This window comes from Nitrospinota bacterium, from assembly GCA_016235255.1.
In the GTDB taxonomy this organism is placed as follows: Bacteria; Nitrospinota_A; UBA7883; order UBA7883; family JACRLM01; genus JACRLM01.
In genome coordinates, this window is the sequence record JACRLM010000085.1 from 41734 (window position 1) to 59294 (window position 17561).

Below are 17561 nucleotides of genomic sequence, written 5' to 3' on the forward strand. Positions count from 1 at the left end.
ACTCCGCCCCGCGTTACATCGAGGCGGCCAGCGCGTTAAGCTGGGCCGAGATGGACCGCATCTTCTCCGCCGAGCCGGCCGGCATCACCGCCGAAAGTTCCTCGATGGAAGCGGCGCGCTCCGCCAGGGCGTCCCTTGTCTGTATCCTGCGGCTCAGCTCCACCTTGTTCTTAAGGTCGGTCACCGTCAGGCGCGTGTCGTTTATCAGCGACTGGTTTGTCTTCACTCCGGAAGATAAAGTGGCGATCTCCGTTTTCATCACACCGGACGCGTCGGATATCCTTGAAAGCTCCGAAGTGTGGCGGCTGACCACCGCGCCTAGCACCAGCGCCGACAAAAGCGCCACCCCTGCGATGCCGATGGTCACATAATGAATCGCGCTGTATGGTCCGCCGGAACTGGCCGGACGCTCCGCGGGCGCCTGCCATGCCGGCACATCGTCCTTGGCCGCCGCAACCGGCTCTGCCGTGTCCTCGTCCTCGTCCGTCTCGTGCGAAATGGGTCCGGGCGCCTGCGAAGGCTCCGCCGCCGGGGTCACCAGTGAAAGGCGCCCCTTGTCTTTTTCGTTTGCAGTGTTCTCGGCGGATGGTTTTATCGTCTGGTCCATTTTACGCTCTCCTTTCGGCGCGGCGGCGATTGACGCCGTCATTTGCTCAAATACTTCCTGGCTTATGAACGATATGGGGCTTTGAGCCTGTGTCCCAATGGCCGCCAGATGGTCCATGAACTCCATCGTGTCCATGCCAAGCCGCCTGGCCGCTTCGTACACCCTTATTTCGCCCATCGTTTAAGCCACTTTGTGATTGTTCAATCTGGCTGATTCTATCCCATCGGCGGCCCATGGCGCAATGGCGCCGCTTGAACGAATCATTGCCATCGGATACAATTGACGGGCGCATTGGGCGCAACTGGTCCGAATCACCTGCTTGTAAGGAAAATAAAAGTGATAAAGAATTTGTTTTTTCTACTGATTACCACCGCTTTGGCGGCAAGCTGCGGCGGAGGCTCTTCCGGCTCATCGTCTTCTTCAAGTTCGTCCGGGTCATCCTCCACCTCAACAGACACCACAACACCGGTCAACTCCTCCTGCGCCCCGGCCCATGAAGGCAACGTGGTGTGGACTTATTCAGAATGCGGCCCGCTTGTGGACGGTGAGACCGTCAACATAAACCAGGGGACGCTGGACGATAGCGGAGTCCAGCTCGGCTCCCGCAAGGTGAACAAGGGGCGCGTCACATTCACCTTCACGAAACTGGACTGGAGCATGATCCCCTGGCCGACGGACGACATAGTGTTCATGGCCTTTATGGCCCTGGGGCAGGACTTGTCCAATGGCTACGGCCTGAACAACGAGGTGAACTGGCATATCCTGGGCAACCGTTTCGCGGAGGACGGCGATATCGAGACCCGGCTTGTCACCCAGCGGTTCGACGGTGTGTGCATACCGGAGTCCATCCGCTATTGCGAGAAAAAATTCAACAATTTCGACGCGCCAAAATACGATTTGACCCAGTCGTACAAGTGGGACTGCGCGTGGGACACCACCGTTAACAGCGGCATGAACGATTGGGGCCAAAGCGGCGGGGACGGACTTGTAAGCTGCGCCTTGTACAACGTGACGGACGCGAACAGCCCGGTCCTCATCGAGACTTACCGGGTCCCCACTTCCGGCTCGTATGAGGGGTTGAACGGCTTTACCGCCGGCGGGAACACCAGCAGCTCCTTCTTCAAGCCCAATATGGCCACGACTACGACGAATTTCCGTTTCTCGATCATCGAGTAACCCAAGGACCATCAGGGGCGGCTCCATTGGCGGGCCGCCCTTTTTTTTCGCCCGCGCCGCCGTTTGCATTTCCGCCGCGAATGTATAGAATGGCCCCATGTCCGAAATCGGCAGGCTTAGTTTCACCATCGAAAAGGCGCTTTCCGGAAAGCTGGAAAAGCTCGTCAAGGAAAGCGGCTACGCCAACAGGTCGGAGTTCATACGCGACCTGATACGCTCCCGGCTTGTCGAAAAGGAATGGGAGCTAAACGAGGAGGCGGTCGGGACCGTCACACTGGTGTACGACCATCACGCCCGGCAGCTTTCAAACAAACTCACGCAGCTCCAGCACGACCATCACGAGGCGGTGCTGGCCGCCACCCACGTCCACCTTTCGCACCACATCTGCGCGGAGATGATAATGATAAAGGGGCGCGCGGCGATGATAAAAAGCATCGCCGACAAGCTCCGCCGCCAGAAGGGGGTCTTGCACGTGGAGCTTTCGATGAGCTCGACGGGGGAGAAGCTAAAGTAGGGGCGGGTTTCAAACCTGCCCGGATTCTGATGTGGGGGCGCCGTCAGTCCAGATCGAAAATATTGTTCGGCTTTATGTCCTTTTCCTTCTTCGCTTCATTTAGCGACGCCTTGAAAAGTTCTTCGGCCATCTTCCTTTTCTTTTCAAGCTGGCCGGCGATGTCGTCGAGCTTTCCGGCGCGTTTGTCCCTGTCGTCTTTGGCCTTGGTGAAGGCGTCGATGAACCTGTCTCCGCTGGACTTTTCCACCAGCGGCTTGCGGGTCTCGATCAGTTCTCCGGTGATCCTGTCCACAATCAGGATGGTCTGGCATCCGGGGCATGCGACCTTGATTTCCCTGTCCATGGCGGGTCAGGCGCCCTTTTTCCCCTCGTCTATGGCCTTCTGGGCCTCGTCGGCGGCGCCCTTTATTTCCGATTCGGTCTCGGAAATGGACTTCTTGAAGTTGCGTATCCCCTTGCCAAGCCCGCCCCCTATCTCCGGCAGGCGTTTTGCCCCGAACACCACCAGGGCGATGAGAAGGATGATTATAAGCTCCGGCATGCCGATTCCGAACATTTGACTCTCCTTTTCAAGCCGATGCCAAAGGCGTCCGCCGCTTTGGGGGCGCCGCCGCAACAACGAGGGTTTTTCAACGGCCTCATTGCTGATATACTTAATCTATTTTAACGGGACGGGCGATTTAAAGCCACATTAAAACCAGTAATCGAGGGGAGCCCTTTTATGGAGCCTGAAATAACCGTCAACGGCGCAAAGGCCGTCGTGGACCTTACCGGCGTGACCCATCTGGCCGGCGCCGTGGACAAACTGTCAAAAGCAGTCCTGGCCCCTGGCGAGCTTATCGCGTCGCTGACAGTCAACGGCGAATATTTGGAACCCGGCTCCCCGAAGGCGGCCGCCCCCATCGGCCAGATCAAGACCATCGAAGTGACCACCATAAAAAATCCGATAGAAATGACCGTCTCGCTGCTAAAGCGGATGGGGGAATACCTTTCCACCATGTCCCCCGGGGTGGGCAAGGCGGCGGACGTGCTGCGGCTGGGCTCCGCCGAAGAAGGCAACGCCATGCTGGTGAAGATTCTGGACGGGATCACAGCTTTCACCGACCTTATCGAGACGGCCAAGTCCGTCGCCCGCAACGACCTTGGGAATCTGTCGTCCAAGGGGCAGACTTTCACGGGGCTGGAGGAGCGTCTCCTTTCCATGCTGAAAAAAGTTATGGACGCGCAGGAGTCCAGCGACTGGGTGATGGTGGCCGACCTTCTGGAGTATGAGATAGCGCCCGCTCTGGACGATTGGCGTAATATCCTGCCGGCGGTTGAAAGTGAGCTGTTAAAGGGCAATAATTGATCTAGACGGGCAGTTTTGGCGGCGCCGCGATGCCCAGTGTTTCGCGGCGGAATCCGGCCATGCCCGCCGGACAAGAATGGTTTTCCATGACCGGTTATTCATACGATTCGCGGAGCGACTCGCTGAACGCCTACCTTAAGGACATCAGCGGGATAACACCCCTGACCAGGGCGGAGGAAATAGAATTGGCCCGGGACGGGGGCGACGCATCTGTCCGCAAGCTCGTGGAGCGCAACCTCAAGTACGTGGTGATGGTGGCCAACCATTACAAGGGGATGGGCATGTCCATGAACGACCTTATAAACGAGGGTAACATCGGCATGATGGTGGCCGCCCGCCGGTTCAATCCGGACAAGGGGGTGAAATTCATCACCTACGCCGTGTGGTGGGTGCGTCAGGCGATCCTGCGGGCGCTGGCCGAGCAGGCGCGCATCGTGCGGCTGCCTGTGAAACAGGCGGGGCTGATCAACAGGATCACACGGGCTGTGGAGGCGCTGTCCCACAGGCTTAAAAGAGAGCCCAAGCTGGACGAGGTGGCCGGCGAGATGCGGATACGCCCCAAGTCGCTGGAGACGATCATGCGGGTGTACAAGGACTATATGAGCCTGGACTCGCCGATCAGCGACGACGATTCGGTGAGCCTGGGGGACTTGCTGGGCACTTCGCCGGAAAGCTCCGTGGAAGAGGAGTTCATCAGGCTTTGCTTCCATCACGACATGGAAAAGCTTCTGGCCGAGCTGCCGGAGCGGGAGGCGGAGGTTTTGCGGATGCGGTACGGCTTTGACGATCCGCCCATGACCCTGGAGGGAGTCGGCGGCAAACTGGGGCTCACCCGCGAGAGGATAAGGCAGATTGAAAAATCCGCCAAGGAAAAGCTGCGGGTGAAAACACGAATACGGATTTTGGAGGAATACCTGCGTTGAGAACCGGAGGATCGCTTTACGCCGCGGCCGTCATGATGGCGGCGCTTTTGGCCTCGTGCGCCCAGAACATAAACTCGCGCTACCAGATCGCGGAAAATCCGCTCACCACCGAGGTGAGGGACCGGACAAGGACCGCCAAGCTGTACCAGGATGTGGACACGATCCTCATTCTGGACGCCTTCGTGGACGACGAATCGCTGCGCAAGGCGTGGGCGGCGGACGACGCGCACAGGCGCAACCTCGGCCCCAACGAGGCCAAGGCGGCGCAGGAAAACGTGATGAAAGACGACGGCTCCAAAGTAAATTTCATCATGGCGCTGTACACGGCCAAGGATGAATGGAACGACCTGGCCAAGGCCGACAGCCGCTGGTCCGTTTACCTGGACACCCATAAGGGCCCGGTCCGGCCGGCGTCCGTCTCCAAGATTACGCTGGACAAGTTTTATTTGCGCGACAACCTGCCGTTCGAACCGACCTTCCGCAGGCTGTACTCGGTCTCCTTCGCGAAAAACGCTATTGGCAATGCTCCATACAGGCTGGTTATGTCCGGCCAGCTGGGCGAAACCTCGCTATACTGGGAAAAGTGAGCGAGCCTTCCGGGGCCGCGGCCCCAAGCGCCATAGAGAACATCGTCCGCCTGATGCGCCGCACGGGCGAGGCGCTGGGATTTGAAAACAGGTATCCCGGCGCCCGGATGGTGGACCAGATCGCCGCGGCGGACAAAATAATCCGCTTCAAGGCCATCGTGAAAATGGACGATGGCTCCACCGGCATTTTCCAGTGCTACCGCGTGCAGCATTCGGACACACTCGGGGCGTACAAGGGGGGCACAAGGCTCCATCCCAGCGTGGACATGGACGACGTGAAGGCCCTGGCCACGCTGATGACCCTCAAGACCGCATTGGTGGAAATCCCCTTCGGCGGGGCCAAGGGGGGCATCTGCGTTGATCCACACAAGCTTTCCACCGCCGAGCTTGAACGGCTCATCAGAAAATACACCGTAAAACTCCTGCATGACATCGGGCCAAACACGGACATCCCGGCCCCGGACGTCAATTCCGGCGAGCGTGAAATGGCGTGGATATACGACGAGTACAGAAAGCACAGGGAGCTTGCGCGGGGGGTGGTGACCGGCAAGCCCGTGGAACTTGGCGGCTCCAAAGGGCGCAGGGAGGCCACCGGCAGAGGGGTCGTCATAACATTGATGGAAGCGGCCAGGGAGATGGGGCTTTCGGATTTCACCGTGTCCATCGAGGGCTTCGGGAACGTGGGCAAACACGCGGCGGCGGAGCTTTATAAACGCGGGGTGAAAGTTGTGGCGGTGTCCGACAGCGGGGGAATGGTGGCCGACCCTGCCGGGCTGGACATACCGGGCCTGATCGCACATAAATCAAAGACCGGCGCCGTGAGCGGATTCGCCGATACGTCGCCCAAAGAGGCCATAGCCGCCCACCCCGCAGACGTGTTCGTCCCCTGCGCGCTGGGGGACACCATCCGGCCGGACAACGTGAAGGACGTGAAGGCCCGGCTGATCGTGGAAGGGGCGAACGCCCCGGTGTCGCTGGACGCGGAAACGGAGTTGGGACGGCGCGGCGTGACGATAGTCCCCGACATCCTGGCCAATTCCGGCGGGGTGATAGTTTCGTACTTCGAATGGGTGCAAAACCGCGAAGGGTTTTACTGGGAGGAAGAAGAGGTCAACCGCCGCCTGACCGACAAGATCACCGCCGCCTACGCCCGCGTGAAAGAGAGCGCCGTCCGGCAAGGAGTGTCATACCGCTCCGCCGCATACAGAATCGCCATGGAACGGATAGCAAAAGCGACGGAAGCGAGGGGAGTGCAGTAATTTTTATTTACCTCTAAACCTTGGATGAATCGTCCAGTTATCGATATCACGGCCACGTTTCACGCGGCAACCTCTCTTTTATGGCAGTAAAGGCTTGGCGCGCAATTGCCAAAGCTTCTTCCGCTTCTTTCATTTCGGGATCCTCCGGCGGACCTGGATACCGGAACTTCCAGGCGTACTCCGTCAAAGGAACAGCCTTGTCCACTATCTCTTTTAACGAAGGGTCCAGATCAAGGCACTGCTCCCCCACTTCTTCCAGACTGTGAGTCTTGCGGAACAATATCCCGTTCCATGTCAAAAAATCCCTTGAACGCCTTCTCCACGGCCTGCTGGCAGTGAAATACAACGTCGGAGAAAAGCGGAGGTTGCGCTGCCATGTCATGTTCCGCCGCCCTGATGTCGGTGGCGGCCCTGGCAAGCCACGATTTTGTCTCTTCGATCAGGACAAGGTCATGCGGCATAAAGCAACTTGCCTTCACGCGCCACGGTGGCCTGAAGCGATGCGGTTATCCGCAGGCGGCTTTCAAATTCATGCCGTGTTTGCACGATCACATCCGCCGCCGCCCGGGTCCCTCGAAGCGCTTGATAGGCGGTACGGCTTTTACGGCGGGCCTGTTCAGCCTCATCGGGCACAACTATAAGGATGTCATAGTCGCTGTCCTGCCCAAAATCACCCCTGGCCTTGGATCCAAAAAGGTATATCTTGTCCGGCTTGAACGTTTTTACCAGCCGAGAGACTATCTCCGACAGGACAGGATCGGCCAATTCAAGGATGCTCATGATTTACCACACGCTGATGGTGATACAGCAATATTAGGCAATCCGCGCCGAATGGTCAATGCCAGCGGCCATTTAGATGGCGCCCAAAGCGCCCGTGGTGAATTGCACCGCTGGAAGCGTTAAAAAAACCGTGGCGCGTGAACGCCACGGTCGTAAAAGTCCGGCTGACGAAATGCTTACACAGCCTGGAGCTTCCTGTTGTATTTCTTCCGATCTTCCTCGCCAAGATACCTTTTGCGAAGCCGCACGGCTGTCGGGGTGATCTCGGCCAGTTCGTCGTTGTTCAGAAATTCAAGGGACTGCTCCAGCGAAAGCTTCCTTGCGGGTGACAGTTTTATATTGTCGTCCGACCCGGATGCGCGCATGTTGGTCAGTTTCTTGCCGCGCACGGCGTTGACCACGAGGTCCACGCTCTTGTTGCACTCGCCGACTATCATCCCTTCGTAAACTTCCACGCCCGGCTCGATGAAAAGGTCGCCCCGGTCTGAAAGTTTGTCCAGCGAATAGGCTGTGGCCTCGCCGCTGTCCTGGCTTATCAGCACGCCGTTGCGGCGCGACTGGATGGGCCCGGACCACGGTATGTACCTGTGGAACGAGTGTGTCATCAGCGCCGAACCGCGCGTGTCCGTCAAAAGCTCGCCGTGCACGCCGATGAGCCCCCGGGCCGGAATCGTGAACTCCAGCCTTGTGCGGCCGTCGGAAAGGGGCTGCATGTTCTTAAGCTCCCCGCGCCGCGTGCCGAATTTTTCTATCACCTTGCCGGCGTACGGCTCTTCCACGTCTATGATGACGAACTCCTCCGGCTCCATCTTCTGCCCTTCCATTTCGCGCACTATAACTTCCGGACGGGAAACGGAGAACTCATACCCCTCGCGGCGCATGGTCTCTATGAGGATTGCCAGGTGAAGCTCGCCGCGGCCGGAAACGCGGAACGAATCGTTCTCTTCGGCCCGTTCCACTTTCAACCCCAGGTTGGCCCTGGCCTCCTGGTCGAGCCTGTCGCGCAGGTGGCGGCCCGTCACCTTGTCGCCGGCCTTGCCGACGAAAGGCGAAGTGTTCACCGAAAAGTTCATGGAGATGGTCGGCTCGTCTATCTCGATGGCCGGGAGGGCCTCCGGGAATTCCTTGTCCGCCAGGGTCTCGCCGATGTCCAGGTCCTTGAAACCCGCCAGCATCACGATGTCGCCCGCGCCGGCCTTCGCCACCTCTTCACGGGAAAGCCCTTCGAACCCGAAAAGTTTCACCACCTTGCCGAAGCTTATGTCCCCGTCGCGGTTGATGCGGGCGATATTGTCCCCAGTGGAGACGACGCCCCGGTTGACCTTGCCGACGGCCATGCGGCCCAGATAGTCGCTGTATTCAACCGATGTGACGAGCATCTGGAAAGGCTCGGTCTGGCTCACCATGGGCGGGTCCACCTTTTCCACGATGGTGTCCAGAAGGGGCGCCATGGAAGTTCCGGGCGTGGCCATGTCCAGCGTGGCTATCCCCTGCTTGGCGGAGGCGTACACCACGGTGAAATCAAGCTGCTTGTCGTTCGCGCCAAGGGCGGCGAAAAGGTCGAAAATCTGGTCTAGCACCCATGAAGGGCGGGCGTCTGCCCTGTCTATCTTGTTTATCACCACTATCGGGGCAAGGCCCAGCTCCAATGCCTTGCGCAGCACGTATTTGGTCTGTGGCATGGGGCCGTCCACGGCGTCCACTAAAAGCAGCGCGCCGTCCACCATTTTCAGGATGCGCTGCACCTCGCCGCCGAAGTCGGAGTGGCCGGGGGTGTCCACAATGTTCACCTTGACGCCTTTCCACCTGGTGGCGGCGTTCTTGGCGAAGATGGTTATTCCGCGCTCGCGCTCAAGCTCGTTGGCGTCCATGACGCGCTCGACCACCTTTTCATTTTCGCGGAAAAGTCCCGACGACCTGAAAAGCGCGTCCACCAATGTGGTCTTCCCATGGTCAACGTGGGCTATGACGCAGATGTTGCGGATGTCCTCCCGCCTGTTCTCCTTGTTTTCCAAAATCTTGCTCCAGTCCAACAAAATTTTTAATTATAGCATATTTTATGATTATGCGCAGGGGCCGGGGTAATTTTGATATGGTTCACAGGCCGGGAGGGGATCGGACACCGGACGCGAATCCGGCAAGGCGTTAGATATCAGCGCGCTGACAGCGTCACTTGGACCGGACGTAGTTGTATATCAGCTTTATCTCCTCGTCCGTAAGCCCATCCTGCGGAGGCATCGCCCTTGAACGGAACTTGAAGCCGCGCTGGGGCTTTCCCTCCCAACGGGACCCGTTTTTCACCTGTTTTATGAACTGATCGAGGGTGAATTTCGTCTCTCCGAGATCAGGCCCGAATTTCTGGAATGGACTGCCTGGTTTTTCATGGCACTTCACGCACCGCACGTACACCTTCGGCATTTCCGCCCCGTGCGAAGCGGTGGCGATTATCGTGAGCGAAAGAGCGAATATTATATTCCTCATGCCGCCGCGGGTTTCCTTTTAGAAAGCGCCTTGATCATGAAAATTACGTACACCACGCCGCTTATTATGGCGAAAAATCCGCCGATTCCCATGATCCCCATGCCGATCTGCTTTGCCAGGTCGTCCAACTGCTGGGCCTGCCCGAAAGTCTTGCGAGGAAGGCCGTGGTATCCGCCGATATACATTCCAAGCGAGAAAAGCGACTGCCCCACGCCATACACCGTCAACTGGCGCGTGAGCCATTTTCCGGCGACGTTCAACCTGCCGTTCTCCACCATCGCCACAAGCCCGGTGGTCATGAACGCCAGTGTCACGGAACCGATTGTGCCGTGATAATGGGCCGGGATGCGGGTGTCGCTCCCCTCTATCGTCAGGGCGATAAGCCCGCCGACAGCGAAAAGGAACACAGAGAGGGCCAGCCCCCGGCGGACATAACCCTCACCGCCGGAAGAGTACAGCATTTTCACCGCCGCCAGGCCGAAGATTATCGGCCCGAAGGAAAGCCCCCAGGCCTTAAGCAAAAGGTAAAACCTCCTGCTCTCCACCGTCAGCGCGCCGGAGGAAAGATAATAGAAAGGAGCCGCCAGCACCAACACAAGCATAAGGGCCAGGATCGCCGCCGCCATTTTGTTGGGGACTATCTCGTTACCCGCGATCTTTTTCGCCAATATGGCCCAGGCCGCCATCAGCCCAAGCGTGTTGGCGAATTGAAGCACGTGGCCGCCGCCCCAGAAGAGCGACTCGAAAAACATGCGGGACATGGCGATTTCCGGATTCCCGGACACCTGCGTCCACGCGATGGCGAAGCATATTATCGCCACGATCAACGCGGCCCCGGCGGCGAGAAGCGAAAGCCCCTTGGCCCAGGCAAGCTGCCCGCCGCCGAAAGTGGCCTTCAAAAGGACCGGAGCCCGGAGGATCACCCCCAGCGCGGCGAATCCGAAGAACACGCTGATCCCGGCGAAATACAGCGGCCGGGCCAGCACCGGCACATAATTGTTCAGCAACGGCGAGGCGGGGCCTGTGAACGGCGTGGCCACTATAAGCCCCACCCCCAGCAGCGCCCCGGCGGCTGCGAGAAGCTCCACCGTTTTCGTCTCCGTTCCGGCGGTGACGTAATACATCATGAAGATAATGAATCCCAAAAACCATATCACCACCGCCAGCACCACATGGGTGACAAGGGCGGTCTTGAAAAACTCCTGGTCGGAAAAAAGCAGGTTGAATCCCGGCGCGCGGGCCACCACCATCAGGAAGGCGTAAATGCCCATGAACGCCATTGAAGTTATGGCCACGCCAAGCCATGCCGTGGCGCCGTGTCTGCAAGGAAACATCCCGGAAATACCTCTTGATTGGGAAAGCTGGAAGTTTACAACGAAAGAGCCCTCGCGGCAATGGCGCGAAGGCCACGCCGCCTATCCGCCGTATGCCTGGCGTAAAAGTTCGCCCGCGCCCATTTTCAAAAGCTCTTCGGCGAGCTTGCGCCCCATCTCCTCATGCGCTCCGGCGGCGCATTGCGCCGAGCGGCGGTATATCACGGAGCCGTCCACCGCGCCCACCAGCCCTTCCATCTCCACTTTGCCTATGCTGACAGTGGCGTGCCCGGCTATCGGCACCTGGCATCCCCCTTCCAGCCGCTTTAGGAACGCGCGCTCCGCCTCCACCGCCACCCGCGTATTGGCGTGGTCGAGAAATTTTATCAGCCGCAGCGTCTCCGCGTCGTCCATCCGCGCCTCAATGCCGACGGCCCCCTGGGCCACAGCCGGCAAGGAATCGGCCACGGACATGTACTCCGTGATGGCCTCCTCATGCTCCATCCGCTTTAATCCCGCAACGGCCAGGATCACAGCGTCCATCTTGTCCTCGGTAAGCTTTCGCAGCCTTGTGCCCACGTTGCCGCGCAGCGAGACTATCTTCACATCGGGCCTGCGGCTCAATATCTGTGTCTGCCTGCGGAGCGAGGAAGTGCCCACCACGGCCCCCTGCGGCAGGTCCGCGAAGGATTTCACTGTCCGCGCCACCAATGCGTCCCGTGGGTCCTCCCGCTCGCAGATGCAGGCGATGAAAAGCCCCTCCGGCAGCGCCGTGGGGACATCCTTCATGGAGTGGACTGCGATGTGGATGGAACGGTCCAGCAGGGCGTTCTCGATCTCCTTTACGAATAGCCCCTTGCCGCCCACCATTGCCAGCGGCACGTCGAGAATCTTGTCCCCCTGGGTCTGGATGATCTGCAGGGAGACGTTTTTCTCCGGATGCTCGATTTCTATCTGCGACTTCACCCAGTTGGCCTGCCACAGCGCCAGGGGTGAACCGCGTGTCCCGATAATTATGTCAGACAATGTGAAACTCCGAAAATGCGTTTACCATTCAACTATATTAGCAGTGCATCTTTTGGACCGGAACCGGGGCCATTCTTGGGCAATATTCTTATAACACCTTTTTTTACCCGTCTGGCCAATGTGACCGCCCTTCGGGCTTCCGTCAATGATATCGGCTCATAATCTCCAGGATAGCGCGTGACGGTGGCATATTCAGTCAGCCTGTCCTGATCCAGCTTCGCCAACGGCGGCGTGAACTTTATCTTAGCTGCAACAACAAGCGCCGCGATATTGTGCGTCCTGGAGAATTCCACCCCTTTCCACACAAGCAATGCCTTTAGATACTTTTCAGCGCATTGCTGCGCATGGAAACATACCGTGTCCGCCGGGCTTTTCTTGCCCATCTTCACCATATGCCCGGCGGTCAACAGGTCGCTTTCAGCTTTTTTAATCCATTCGCGGACAACCTTGAGCGTATTTTCAAGGTTTCGCATAAAGGACCTGTCCCTCGTGAAAGGCGGGCCATTCGATTGTGCCCACCACATCCTTGCGCCATTCAAATTCCGATGGAGTTGTGACAATCACGTCCTTTTCAACCGGGAAATCATGGAGAGCCGTCCTCACCTTAAGTTGCGCCCGCCTCTTGGAGCCCCTTATTTTCATCACCACAAGCAAGTCCACATCGCTGTCCGGCCCGGCCTCGCCACGGGCGTAAGAGCCGAATAGAATGATTTTATCGGGCTTGAAGCGCAAAGCTATTTTATCAACGATATCGCTGATTATTTTCATGACGCTTCTCTGGGCGTTTCCATCCACGGCATGTTTTGACCGGCGCAAGAATAATTCTCCGATTTTAAATTATCCGTTGAGCAACGAAGCCACGGATATGTCCTCGTCAATACTTTCCCAATGTATGCCAATACCCCTTCCGATGAGCCTCCAGTCGCGCCGTTGCTCATCCGTGGCGTCCCGCAGCCTTGGAAACCACTCCATAGGAGCGCTTATTTCCCTGCCGTCCAGCAGACGGACATGGATCATGGCCGAATCGAACCTCACATCAGAAGCCATGCCTTCACCTGTTTTGAACAGTGTTCCAGACGATATCCATGTCAACTCCATCGTACTCATGGATAACGACATTCCGCATTGCGACCATCGCCCGCCATGGTATGGATGCGAAGACCGTCCGTGTTTCTTCCGATACCCCGCTGGCAGCTTCTCCAATTATTTCCAAACGCCGCACAACCGCGTCCTGACATAGAGTGTCCAACCGGAACTGATCGTGTGATTTGCCCCGCACATATTCCAACGCCGTCCGGGCGGCGTTTAGCATGTCCAGCAAATACGCGTAATCACGCGGCATAAAGCACCCGCGCCGTGGACAATATAGCCTGTCTGCGGATATGGTTTTTGCTCGACTTAAGCCCTTTACGGCTCGCAAGGTCAACCTTTCTTCCAAAAAGATCCTCAAGTTCATCCTGCATCGCCACAAAATCGAAAAATGTCCAGGAGGAACCTGTTCCGAAAGTCGCCAGTATGTCCACGTCGCTTTGCGGGCCAAAGTCACCTGAAACGGACGAGCCGAATATCGCAAGTTCTTTAATATCCCGCCTTTTGCAAAACCCGCTTATTTGCGGCGTGAATAATTCAATGTTCATTATTCTTTCCCTCTGAAAATATATTTCTTACCACCCGATGGCTTAATCATTTCTTTCCAGCCTTTCCCGATGATATCCGCAATACAATGCGCGCCTGCTCACGCAAATCACGGCGAATAACATACGCCTCTTTAGCTGATTCCCTGTCCGCCGTTTCACCCGGATATCGTACATGAACCGAATACTCACCCAATCTGGACAGCATTGGCCGGAAAGGCTCCAGTCGCTCCCTGTCCGCGGTGACGAGATCAAGCAGGGCCGGAAGGTTGTGTGTCCGCCCGAATGGTATATTAGATATCTGCAATATTGCTTTCAGATACTTTTCAGCGCACTGTTGGGCATGAAAGCAGGCTGCGTCATAATTAGGAGATTTTCTGGCGCGCAACTCCCTGCCAGCGGTGACAAAATCGCCTTCCGCTTTTTCAACCCACTCACGAACGAGCGGATTCATACAGTATTTCCCCTTTCTCGACTATTTCACGCAGGAAGAAATCGTTCCATTTAAGCCGCGTATCCATGTCCTCGGGAGTACGGACAAGTATCTCAACCGGGAAAACCGGATTGGTTTTCTCAAGTATTTCCGCAGCTTTGTTCATTCCCCGCCCCTTGAATGGCATTATCACCAGCAGGTCAACGTCGGAATATTCGTCCGGCTTTCCATAAGCGTACGAACCGAAAAGTATAACTTTCATCGGATTGAACTGACGCGCAATTTCATTTGACAGCGCCTTTATCTTTTCAAAATCAATCATGCCCATTCCCCCTCACTCCTCCTCCATCCCGAACAAATCCCTTGCGGTCTGGATGAATTTAGGCCCTTCCTCCGTCTCCGCCTTCTTCTTCAAATTCACCACAGGGGCGTGGAGCATCTTGTTCATCATCGCGGCGGTCATCTTCTCTATCGTCTCCCGGTCCTTTTCCGAAAGGCTGGTAAGCCTTCCCAGCGTCTTCTCAAGCTCCTCGCGCCGTATCCGCTCCGCCTTCTCCCGGATCGCCGTGATGGTTGGCGCCACCTCCAGATGGTCGAGCCACACCAAGAATTGGGAGACCTCGCGGCGGATTATCTCCTCCGCCTTTTTGGCTTCCCGTTCCCGCTCGGCCATGTTGGACTCCACGACGCTCTTCAGGTCGTCTATGTCGTAAACATAGCAGTTGTCTATCTCGTTGACCGCCGGCTCTATGTCCCTTGGCACCGCGATGTCTATGAAGAACATCGGCCTGTTGCCCCGTTCGCGTATCACCTTTTCCGCCAGTTCCTTTCGCACCACGAAGTGCGGCGCGCCGGTGGAGCTTATCACTATGTCGCACCGTTTCAATTCTTCATGCAGGTCGTCAAACTTCACCGCCTCGCCGTTAAACCGGGTGGCAAGCTCCACGGCCCGCTCGTATGTGCGGTTGGACACCAGCACCGTCTCCACCCCCTGCGCCACAAGGTGCTTGCAGGCAAGCTCTATCATCTCCCCGGCGCCGATGAGAAGCGCCGTCTTGTTGGAAAGCCCCCCGAATATCTTGCGCGCCAGTTCCACCGCCGCGTACGACACCGACACCGCGTTCTCCGCGATGGCCGTCTCCGTGCGCACGCGCTTGGCCACAGAGAAGCTGCGCTCGAACAGGTTGTTCAAAATCGTCCCTGTGGCGGAAATATCCCTGGCCGCCTTGTACGCGCTTTTCACCTGGCCGAGTATCTGCGGCTCCCCCACCACCATCGAGTCCAGCGACGAGGCCACCTTGAAAAGATGCTCCACCGCCTCTTCGAGCACGAAAAGGTATGTGGACCGGTCCAGTTCGTCCGGAGAAATCTCGTGATAGTCGCTCAAGAACTTTTTAAGCGACGCCACCCCTTTTTTGATGTCCGACACCCGGGCGTATATCTCCACCCGGTTGCAGGTGGAAAGCACCACACCCTCCAGCACGTCCGGGGTGCGGTCTTTTATAAGCTGGATGTTCTCGGCCAGCTTGTGGTCGGGAATGGACAGCTTCTCCCGCACCTCCACAGGCGCCGTGTTGTGGTTTAATCCCAGTACGATAAGGTTCATCTGCTTCCTATGTGTATCAAAAGCGAGGTGACCACCACGCAGTAGCCCGCCACGCCTATAAGCGCCGCCCGCCGCCCGCGCCAGCCCATCGCCACCCTGCCCGCCAGCAGGGCGCCGTAAACGCCCCAGCCTGTAATCAATAGAATGGTGGACATGTTTATCACCATGTGGCCATAGCTCTGGTCGGCCCATACCCACGCCGCCAGCACGCCAACGGTCACCACGGGAAATCCGAACACTATGCCGATCCTGTTCGCGTCGTCCAGGGAATTGAGGGCTGGAAGGCGGTGATACCACCCGCCGAACTTCTTGTTCTTAAGCTGGCGCTCCTGGATAAGGTACATTATACCCGCCGCGAACACCAGCGAGAACGCCCCGAACGCAAGGAACGAAAGAGCCCTGTGCATTGTCAGCCAGTAAGCCTTCACCGGAAACGCCGACTGGCTTTCCGGCGAGAATGAAAATGATATGAGCATCAGGAAAAACCCGATGGGCGCCATGAACGCCCCCAGCGGCGCCATCCGGAAATACCCTTCCGCCACAAGGAACGCCGCGAACACCGTCCACGCCAGAAAAAGGCAATACTCGAACGCGTTGGTGTATGGCCCATGCCCCGTCGCCATGGAGCGCTGGATCAATCCGGCGGTCTCCACCGCGAAGCCGAGCGCAATCATGACCGTGGCCATTATGAAAAGCGCCCTGTTGCGCAATCCCAGGTGCAGAAGGTATTTGACCATCCCCAGGAAATAAAGGAACGTGGCCAGCACGAAAAGCGCCGTCATGGAATGATCTCCTCCACAAGCTTCTCCGCCCCCGCAATGTCCCCGCTTTTTATTTTTTCCAGAAGGTCCGAATCGGCCAGCTTGTTGAACAATGCCTCGCGGCCCGCCTGGTCCGGCACTTTTTCCAGAAGGGCCGCACGGGCCTTGCCCATCATCTCAAGATATACGGCCCATTCCTCGCCAAATTCCTTTTCAAGGGCCATCCGCACCCTTTTGGCCACAGCCGGGCTTTTGCCGGAGGTGGAGGTGGCGATCAAAAGGTCCCCGCGTTTGACCAGCGACGGCACTATGAACGTGCAAAGCTCCGGCTGGTCCACAACGTTCACCGGGATGTTGCGTTTTTTAGACTCCTCGTAAACGGAGCGGTTCACCGCCGCGTCGTCCGTGGCGGCGATCACCAGCGCCGCGCCTTCAAGATACTTCGGCTCGAACGCTCCGGGTATATGCTCAACATTGCCGGATTTCACCATCTCCTCCGTCCAGCCGAAAACTTTCGGCGACACCATCCGCACCTTCGCCCCGCATTCGAGCAGCGACTTGGCCTTGCGCCCGGCCACGCTCCCACCCCCGACGAGCAGGCATGTCCTGCCTTCAAGGTCGAGAAACACAGGGTAATAGCGGCTCATTTTCCGTTCTTTATAAGGTGGTTTAGCTCCTCGACGAACTGCCTTATGTCCCGAAACTCCCTGTACACCGACGCGAAGCGGACATACGCCACATCGTCGAGCTTTTGCAGTCCTTTCATCACCGCCTCGCCTATGAAACTGGCCGGTAATTCCTTTTCTCCGGAGGCCAGCGCCGCCCGCGCCACCTCTTCGACAAGCTCCTCCCTGTCCTCCGCGGCCACGGGGCGTTTGTGGCAGGCCTTTTCTATCCCGCGTAATATTTTCTCGCGGGAGAACGGCTGCCTGGCTCCGTTCTTTTTCACCACCAGCGGCAGGGTCTCCTCTATCCGCTCGTATGTGGTGAACCGCCGCTCGCACGCCACGCACTCCCGCCGCCTGCGGATCATGTCCCCCTCCTTGGTCAGGCGGGAGTCTATCACCTTGTTCTCCAGGTCTCCGCAGGAGGGGCATTTCATGGCGCCACCTT

The 17561-nt window shown here is 57.8% G+C and carries 26 protein-coding genes; 6 read left to right on the forward strand and 20 right to left on the reverse strand.

Translation table 11 applies throughout. The features are described from left to right. Positions 1-13: 13 nt before the first annotated feature. Positions 14-784 (reverse strand): hypothetical protein, encoded by a 771-nt coding sequence (locus tag HZB29_11440; GenBank protein ID MBI5816208.1) that lies wholly within the window; start codon positions 782-784, stop codon positions 14-16. Positions 785-943: 159 nt separating this feature from the next. Here HZB29_11440 and HZB29_11445 point away from each other — a divergent pair, with 159 nt between their 5' ends. Beyond that, entirely contained in the window at positions 944-1783 is an 840-nt protein-coding gene (locus HZB29_11445; GenBank protein ID MBI5816209.1) for a hypothetical protein, read from the forward strand. A gap of 97 nt (positions 1784-1880) precedes the next feature. Beyond that, positions 1881-2297, forward strand: coding sequence for a nickel-responsive transcriptional regulator NikR (nikR, locus tag HZB29_11450; protein MBI5816210.1), 417 nt, complete (start codon positions 1881-1883; stop codon positions 2295-2297). 43 nt (positions 2298-2340) lie between these two features. Here nikR and HZB29_11455 read toward each other — a convergent pair whose 3' ends face one another. Beyond that, complete coding sequence (locus HZB29_11455) at positions 2341-2640, reverse strand: hypothetical protein (protein MBI5816211.1); 300 nt, start codon at positions 2638-2640, stop codon at positions 2341-2343. 6 nt (positions 2641-2646) lie between these two features. Further along, on the reverse strand, positions 2647-2853 hold the full coding sequence (gene tatA, locus HZB29_11460) for a twin-arginine translocase TatA/TatE family subunit (GenBank protein ID MBI5816212.1): 207 nt from the start codon (positions 2851-2853) through the stop codon (positions 2647-2649). A 165-nt stretch (positions 2854-3018) separates the two neighbouring features. Here tatA and HZB29_11465 point away from each other — a divergent pair, with 165 nt between their 5' ends. From HZB29_11465 to HZB29_11480, 4 genes are read left to right on the forward strand one after another with little or no spacing between them, the layout of a single operon-like run. Next, on the forward strand, positions 3019-3645 hold the full coding sequence (locus tag HZB29_11465) for a hypothetical protein (protein MBI5816213.1): 627 nt from the start codon (positions 3019-3021) through the stop codon (positions 3643-3645). A gap of 59 nt (positions 3646-3704) precedes the next feature. Then, the gene (locus HZB29_11470) at positions 3705-4568 is read left to right on the forward strand and encodes an RNA polymerase sigma factor RpoD/SigA (GenBank protein ID MBI5816214.1); all 864 of its coding nucleotides are present in this window, start codon (positions 3705-3707) and stop codon (positions 4566-4568) included. Next, complete coding sequence (locus HZB29_11475; GenBank protein ID MBI5816215.1) at positions 4565-5155, forward strand: hypothetical protein; 591 nt, start codon at positions 4565-4567, stop codon at positions 5153-5155. Before HZB29_11470 ends, HZB29_11475 begins: the two co-directional genes overlap by 4 nt. Then, positions 5152-6414: a glutamate dehydrogenase gene (locus HZB29_11480; GenBank protein MBI5816216.1), complete on the forward strand. Its 1263-nt coding sequence runs from the start codon at positions 5152-5154 to the stop codon at positions 6412-6414. The genes HZB29_11475 and HZB29_11480 overlap by 4 nt, the downstream gene beginning before the upstream one ends. A 46-nt stretch (positions 6415-6460) precedes the next feature. Here HZB29_11480 and HZB29_11485 read toward each other — a convergent pair whose 3' ends face one another. The 17 genes from HZB29_11485 to nrdR form a co-directional block, all read right to left on the reverse strand. After that, the gene (locus tag HZB29_11485) at positions 6461-6694 is read right to left on the reverse strand and encodes a HEPN domain-containing protein (GenBank protein ID MBI5816217.1); all 234 of its coding nucleotides are present in this window, start codon (positions 6692-6694) and stop codon (positions 6461-6463) included. A 170-nt stretch (positions 6695-6864) separates the two neighbouring features. Further along, complete coding sequence (locus tag HZB29_11490; protein ID MBI5816218.1) at positions 6865-7194, reverse strand: nucleotidyltransferase domain-containing protein; 330 nt, start codon at positions 7192-7194, stop codon at positions 6865-6867. A 176-nt stretch (positions 7195-7370) separates the two neighbouring features. Beyond that, entirely contained in the window at positions 7371-9209 is a 1839-nt protein-coding gene (gene typA / locus HZB29_11495; GenBank protein MBI5816219.1) for a translational GTPase TypA, read from the reverse strand. Positions 9210-9363: 154 nt separating this feature from the next. Beyond that, positions 9364-9675 carry a cytochrome c gene (locus HZB29_11500; GenBank protein MBI5816220.1) on the reverse strand — a complete coding sequence of 104 codons (312 nt, stop codon included), beginning with the start codon at positions 9673-9675 and terminating at the stop codon, positions 9364-9366. Continuing rightward, on the reverse strand, positions 9672-11009 hold the full coding sequence (locus HZB29_11505) for a cbb3-type cytochrome c oxidase subunit I (protein ID MBI5816221.1): 1338 nt from the start codon (positions 11007-11009) through the stop codon (positions 9672-9674). The genes HZB29_11500 and HZB29_11505 overlap by 4 nt, the downstream gene beginning before the upstream one ends. A gap of 81 nt (positions 11010-11090) precedes the next feature. Continuing rightward, on the reverse strand, positions 11091-12014 hold the full coding sequence (gene hemC, locus HZB29_11510) for a hydroxymethylbilane synthase (protein MBI5816222.1): 924 nt from the start codon (positions 12012-12014) through the stop codon (positions 11091-11093). Between the two features lie 32 nt (positions 12015-12046). After that, complete coding sequence (locus HZB29_11515; GenBank protein ID MBI5816223.1) at positions 12047-12487, reverse strand: HEPN domain-containing protein; 441 nt, start codon at positions 12485-12487, stop codon at positions 12047-12049. Beyond that, positions 12474-12782 carry a nucleotidyltransferase domain-containing protein gene (locus HZB29_11520; protein ID MBI5816224.1) on the reverse strand — a complete coding sequence of 103 codons (309 nt, stop codon included), beginning with the start codon at positions 12780-12782 and terminating at the stop codon, positions 12474-12476. The genes HZB29_11515 and HZB29_11520 overlap by 14 nt, the downstream gene beginning before the upstream one ends. 69 nt (positions 12783-12851) lie before the next feature. Further along, complete coding sequence (locus HZB29_11525; protein ID MBI5816225.1) at positions 12852-13061, reverse strand: DUF2442 domain-containing protein; 210 nt, start codon at positions 13059-13061, stop codon at positions 12852-12854. 4 nt (positions 13062-13065) lie between these two features. After that, positions 13066-13356, reverse strand: coding sequence for a DUF86 domain-containing protein (locus tag HZB29_11530; GenBank protein MBI5816226.1), 291 nt, complete (start codon positions 13354-13356; stop codon positions 13066-13068). Further along, positions 13346-13651, reverse strand: a complete 306-nt coding sequence (locus tag HZB29_11535; GenBank protein MBI5816227.1) for a nucleotidyltransferase family protein — start codon at positions 13649-13651, stop codon at positions 13346-13348. Before HZB29_11535 ends, HZB29_11530 begins: the two co-directional genes overlap by 11 nt. Positions 13652-13697: 46 nt before the next feature. Continuing rightward, positions 13698-14102 carry a HEPN domain-containing protein gene (locus tag HZB29_11540; GenBank protein ID MBI5816228.1) on the reverse strand — a complete coding sequence of 135 codons (405 nt, stop codon included), beginning with the start codon at positions 14100-14102 and terminating at the stop codon, positions 13698-13700. Beyond that, the gene (locus HZB29_11545; GenBank protein ID MBI5816229.1) at positions 14083-14403 is read right to left on the reverse strand and encodes a nucleotidyltransferase domain-containing protein; all 321 of its coding nucleotides are present in this window, start codon (positions 14401-14403) and stop codon (positions 14083-14085) included. The genes HZB29_11540 and HZB29_11545 overlap by 20 nt, the downstream gene beginning before the upstream one ends. Positions 14404-14415: 12 nt before the next feature. Then, positions 14416-15687, reverse strand: coding sequence for a glutamyl-tRNA reductase (locus HZB29_11550; protein ID MBI5816230.1), 1272 nt, complete (start codon positions 15685-15687; stop codon positions 14416-14418). Beyond that, entirely contained in the window at positions 15684-16469 is a 786-nt protein-coding gene (gene ccsA / locus HZB29_11555) for a cytochrome c biogenesis protein CcsA (GenBank protein ID MBI5816231.1), read from the reverse strand. Before ccsA ends, HZB29_11550 begins: the two co-directional genes overlap by 4 nt. Then, on the reverse strand, positions 16466-17095 hold the full coding sequence (locus HZB29_11560; protein ID MBI5816232.1) for a bifunctional precorrin-2 dehydrogenase/sirohydrochlorin ferrochelatase: 630 nt from the start codon (positions 17093-17095) through the stop codon (positions 16466-16468). Before HZB29_11560 ends, ccsA begins: the two co-directional genes overlap by 4 nt. Beyond that, a complete protein-coding gene (gene nrdR / locus HZB29_11565; GenBank protein ID MBI5816233.1) occupies positions 17092-17550 on the reverse strand; it encodes a transcriptional repressor NrdR in 459 nt (152 codons plus the stop codon). Before nrdR ends, HZB29_11560 begins: the two co-directional genes overlap by 4 nt. Positions 17551-17561: the final 11 nt, after the last annotated feature.

Coding starts and splice junctions, on each gene's coding strand:
- HZB29_11515 (MBI5816223.1), bottom strand. CDS start 12,487: ATGCGAAACCTTGAAAATACGCTCAAGGTTGTCCGCGAATGGATTAAA.
- HZB29_11500 (MBI5816220.1), bottom strand. CDS start 9,675: ATGAGGAATATAATATTCGCTCTTTCGCTCACGATAATCGCCACCGCT.
- HZB29_11455 (MBI5816211.1), bottom strand. CDS start 2,640: ATGGACAGGGAAATCAAGGTCGCATGCCCCGGATGCCAGACCATCCTG.
- HZB29_11560 (MBI5816232.1), bottom strand. CDS start 17,095: ATGAGCCGCTATTACCCTGTGTTTCTCGACCTTGAAGGCAGGACATGC.
- nikR (MBI5816210.1), top strand. CDS start 1,881: ATGTCCGAAATCGGCAGGCTTAGTTTCACCATCGAAAAGGCGCTTTCC.
- HZB29_11535 (MBI5816227.1), bottom strand. CDS start 13,651: ATGAACATTGAATTATTCACGCCGCAAATAAGCGGGTTTTGCAAAAGG.
- HZB29_11540 (MBI5816228.1), bottom strand. CDS start 14,102: ATGAATCCGCTCGTTCGTGAGTGGGTTGAAAAAGCGGAAGGCGATTTT.
- HZB29_11470 (MBI5816214.1), top strand. CDS start 3,705: ATGCCCGCCGGACAAGAATGGTTTTCCATGACCGGTTATTCATACGAT.
- HZB29_11545 (MBI5816229.1), bottom strand. CDS start 14,403: ATGATTGATTTTGAAAAGATAAAGGCGCTGTCAAATGAAATTGCGCGT.
- HZB29_11505 (MBI5816221.1), bottom strand. CDS start 11,009: ATGTTTCCTTGCAGACACGGCGCCACGGCATGGCTTGGCGTGGCCATA.
- nrdR (MBI5816233.1), bottom strand. CDS start 17,550: ATGAAATGCCCCTCCTGCGGAGACCTGGAGAACAAGGTGATAGACTCC.
- HZB29_11525 (MBI5816225.1), bottom strand. CDS start 13,061: ATGGCTTCTGATGTGAGGTTCGATTCGGCCATGATCCATGTCCGTCTG.
- HZB29_11550 (MBI5816230.1), bottom strand. CDS start 15,687: ATGAACCTTATCGTACTGGGATTAAACCACAACACGGCGCCTGTGGAG.
- HZB29_11440 (MBI5816208.1), bottom strand. CDS start 784: ATGGGCGAAATAAGGGTGTACGAAGCGGCCAGGCGGCTTGGCATGGAC.
- tatA (MBI5816212.1), bottom strand. CDS start 2,853: ATGTTCGGAATCGGCATGCCGGAGCTTATAATCATCCTTCTCATCGCC.
- HZB29_11520 (MBI5816224.1), bottom strand. CDS start 12,782: ATGAAAATAATCAGCGATATCGTTGATAAAATAGCTTTGCGCTTCAAG.
- HZB29_11530 (MBI5816226.1), bottom strand. CDS start 13,356: ATGCCGCGTGATTACGCGTATTTGCTGGACATGCTAAACGCCGCCCGG.
- HZB29_11490 (MBI5816218.1), bottom strand. CDS start 7,194: ATGAGCATCCTTGAATTGGCCGATCCTGTCCTGTCGGAGATAGTCTCT.
- ccsA (MBI5816231.1), bottom strand. CDS start 16,469: ATGACGGCGCTTTTCGTGCTGGCCACGTTCCTTTATTTCCTGGGGATG.
- HZB29_11465 (MBI5816213.1), top strand. CDS start 3,019: ATGGAGCCTGAAATAACCGTCAACGGCGCAAAGGCCGTCGTGGACCTT.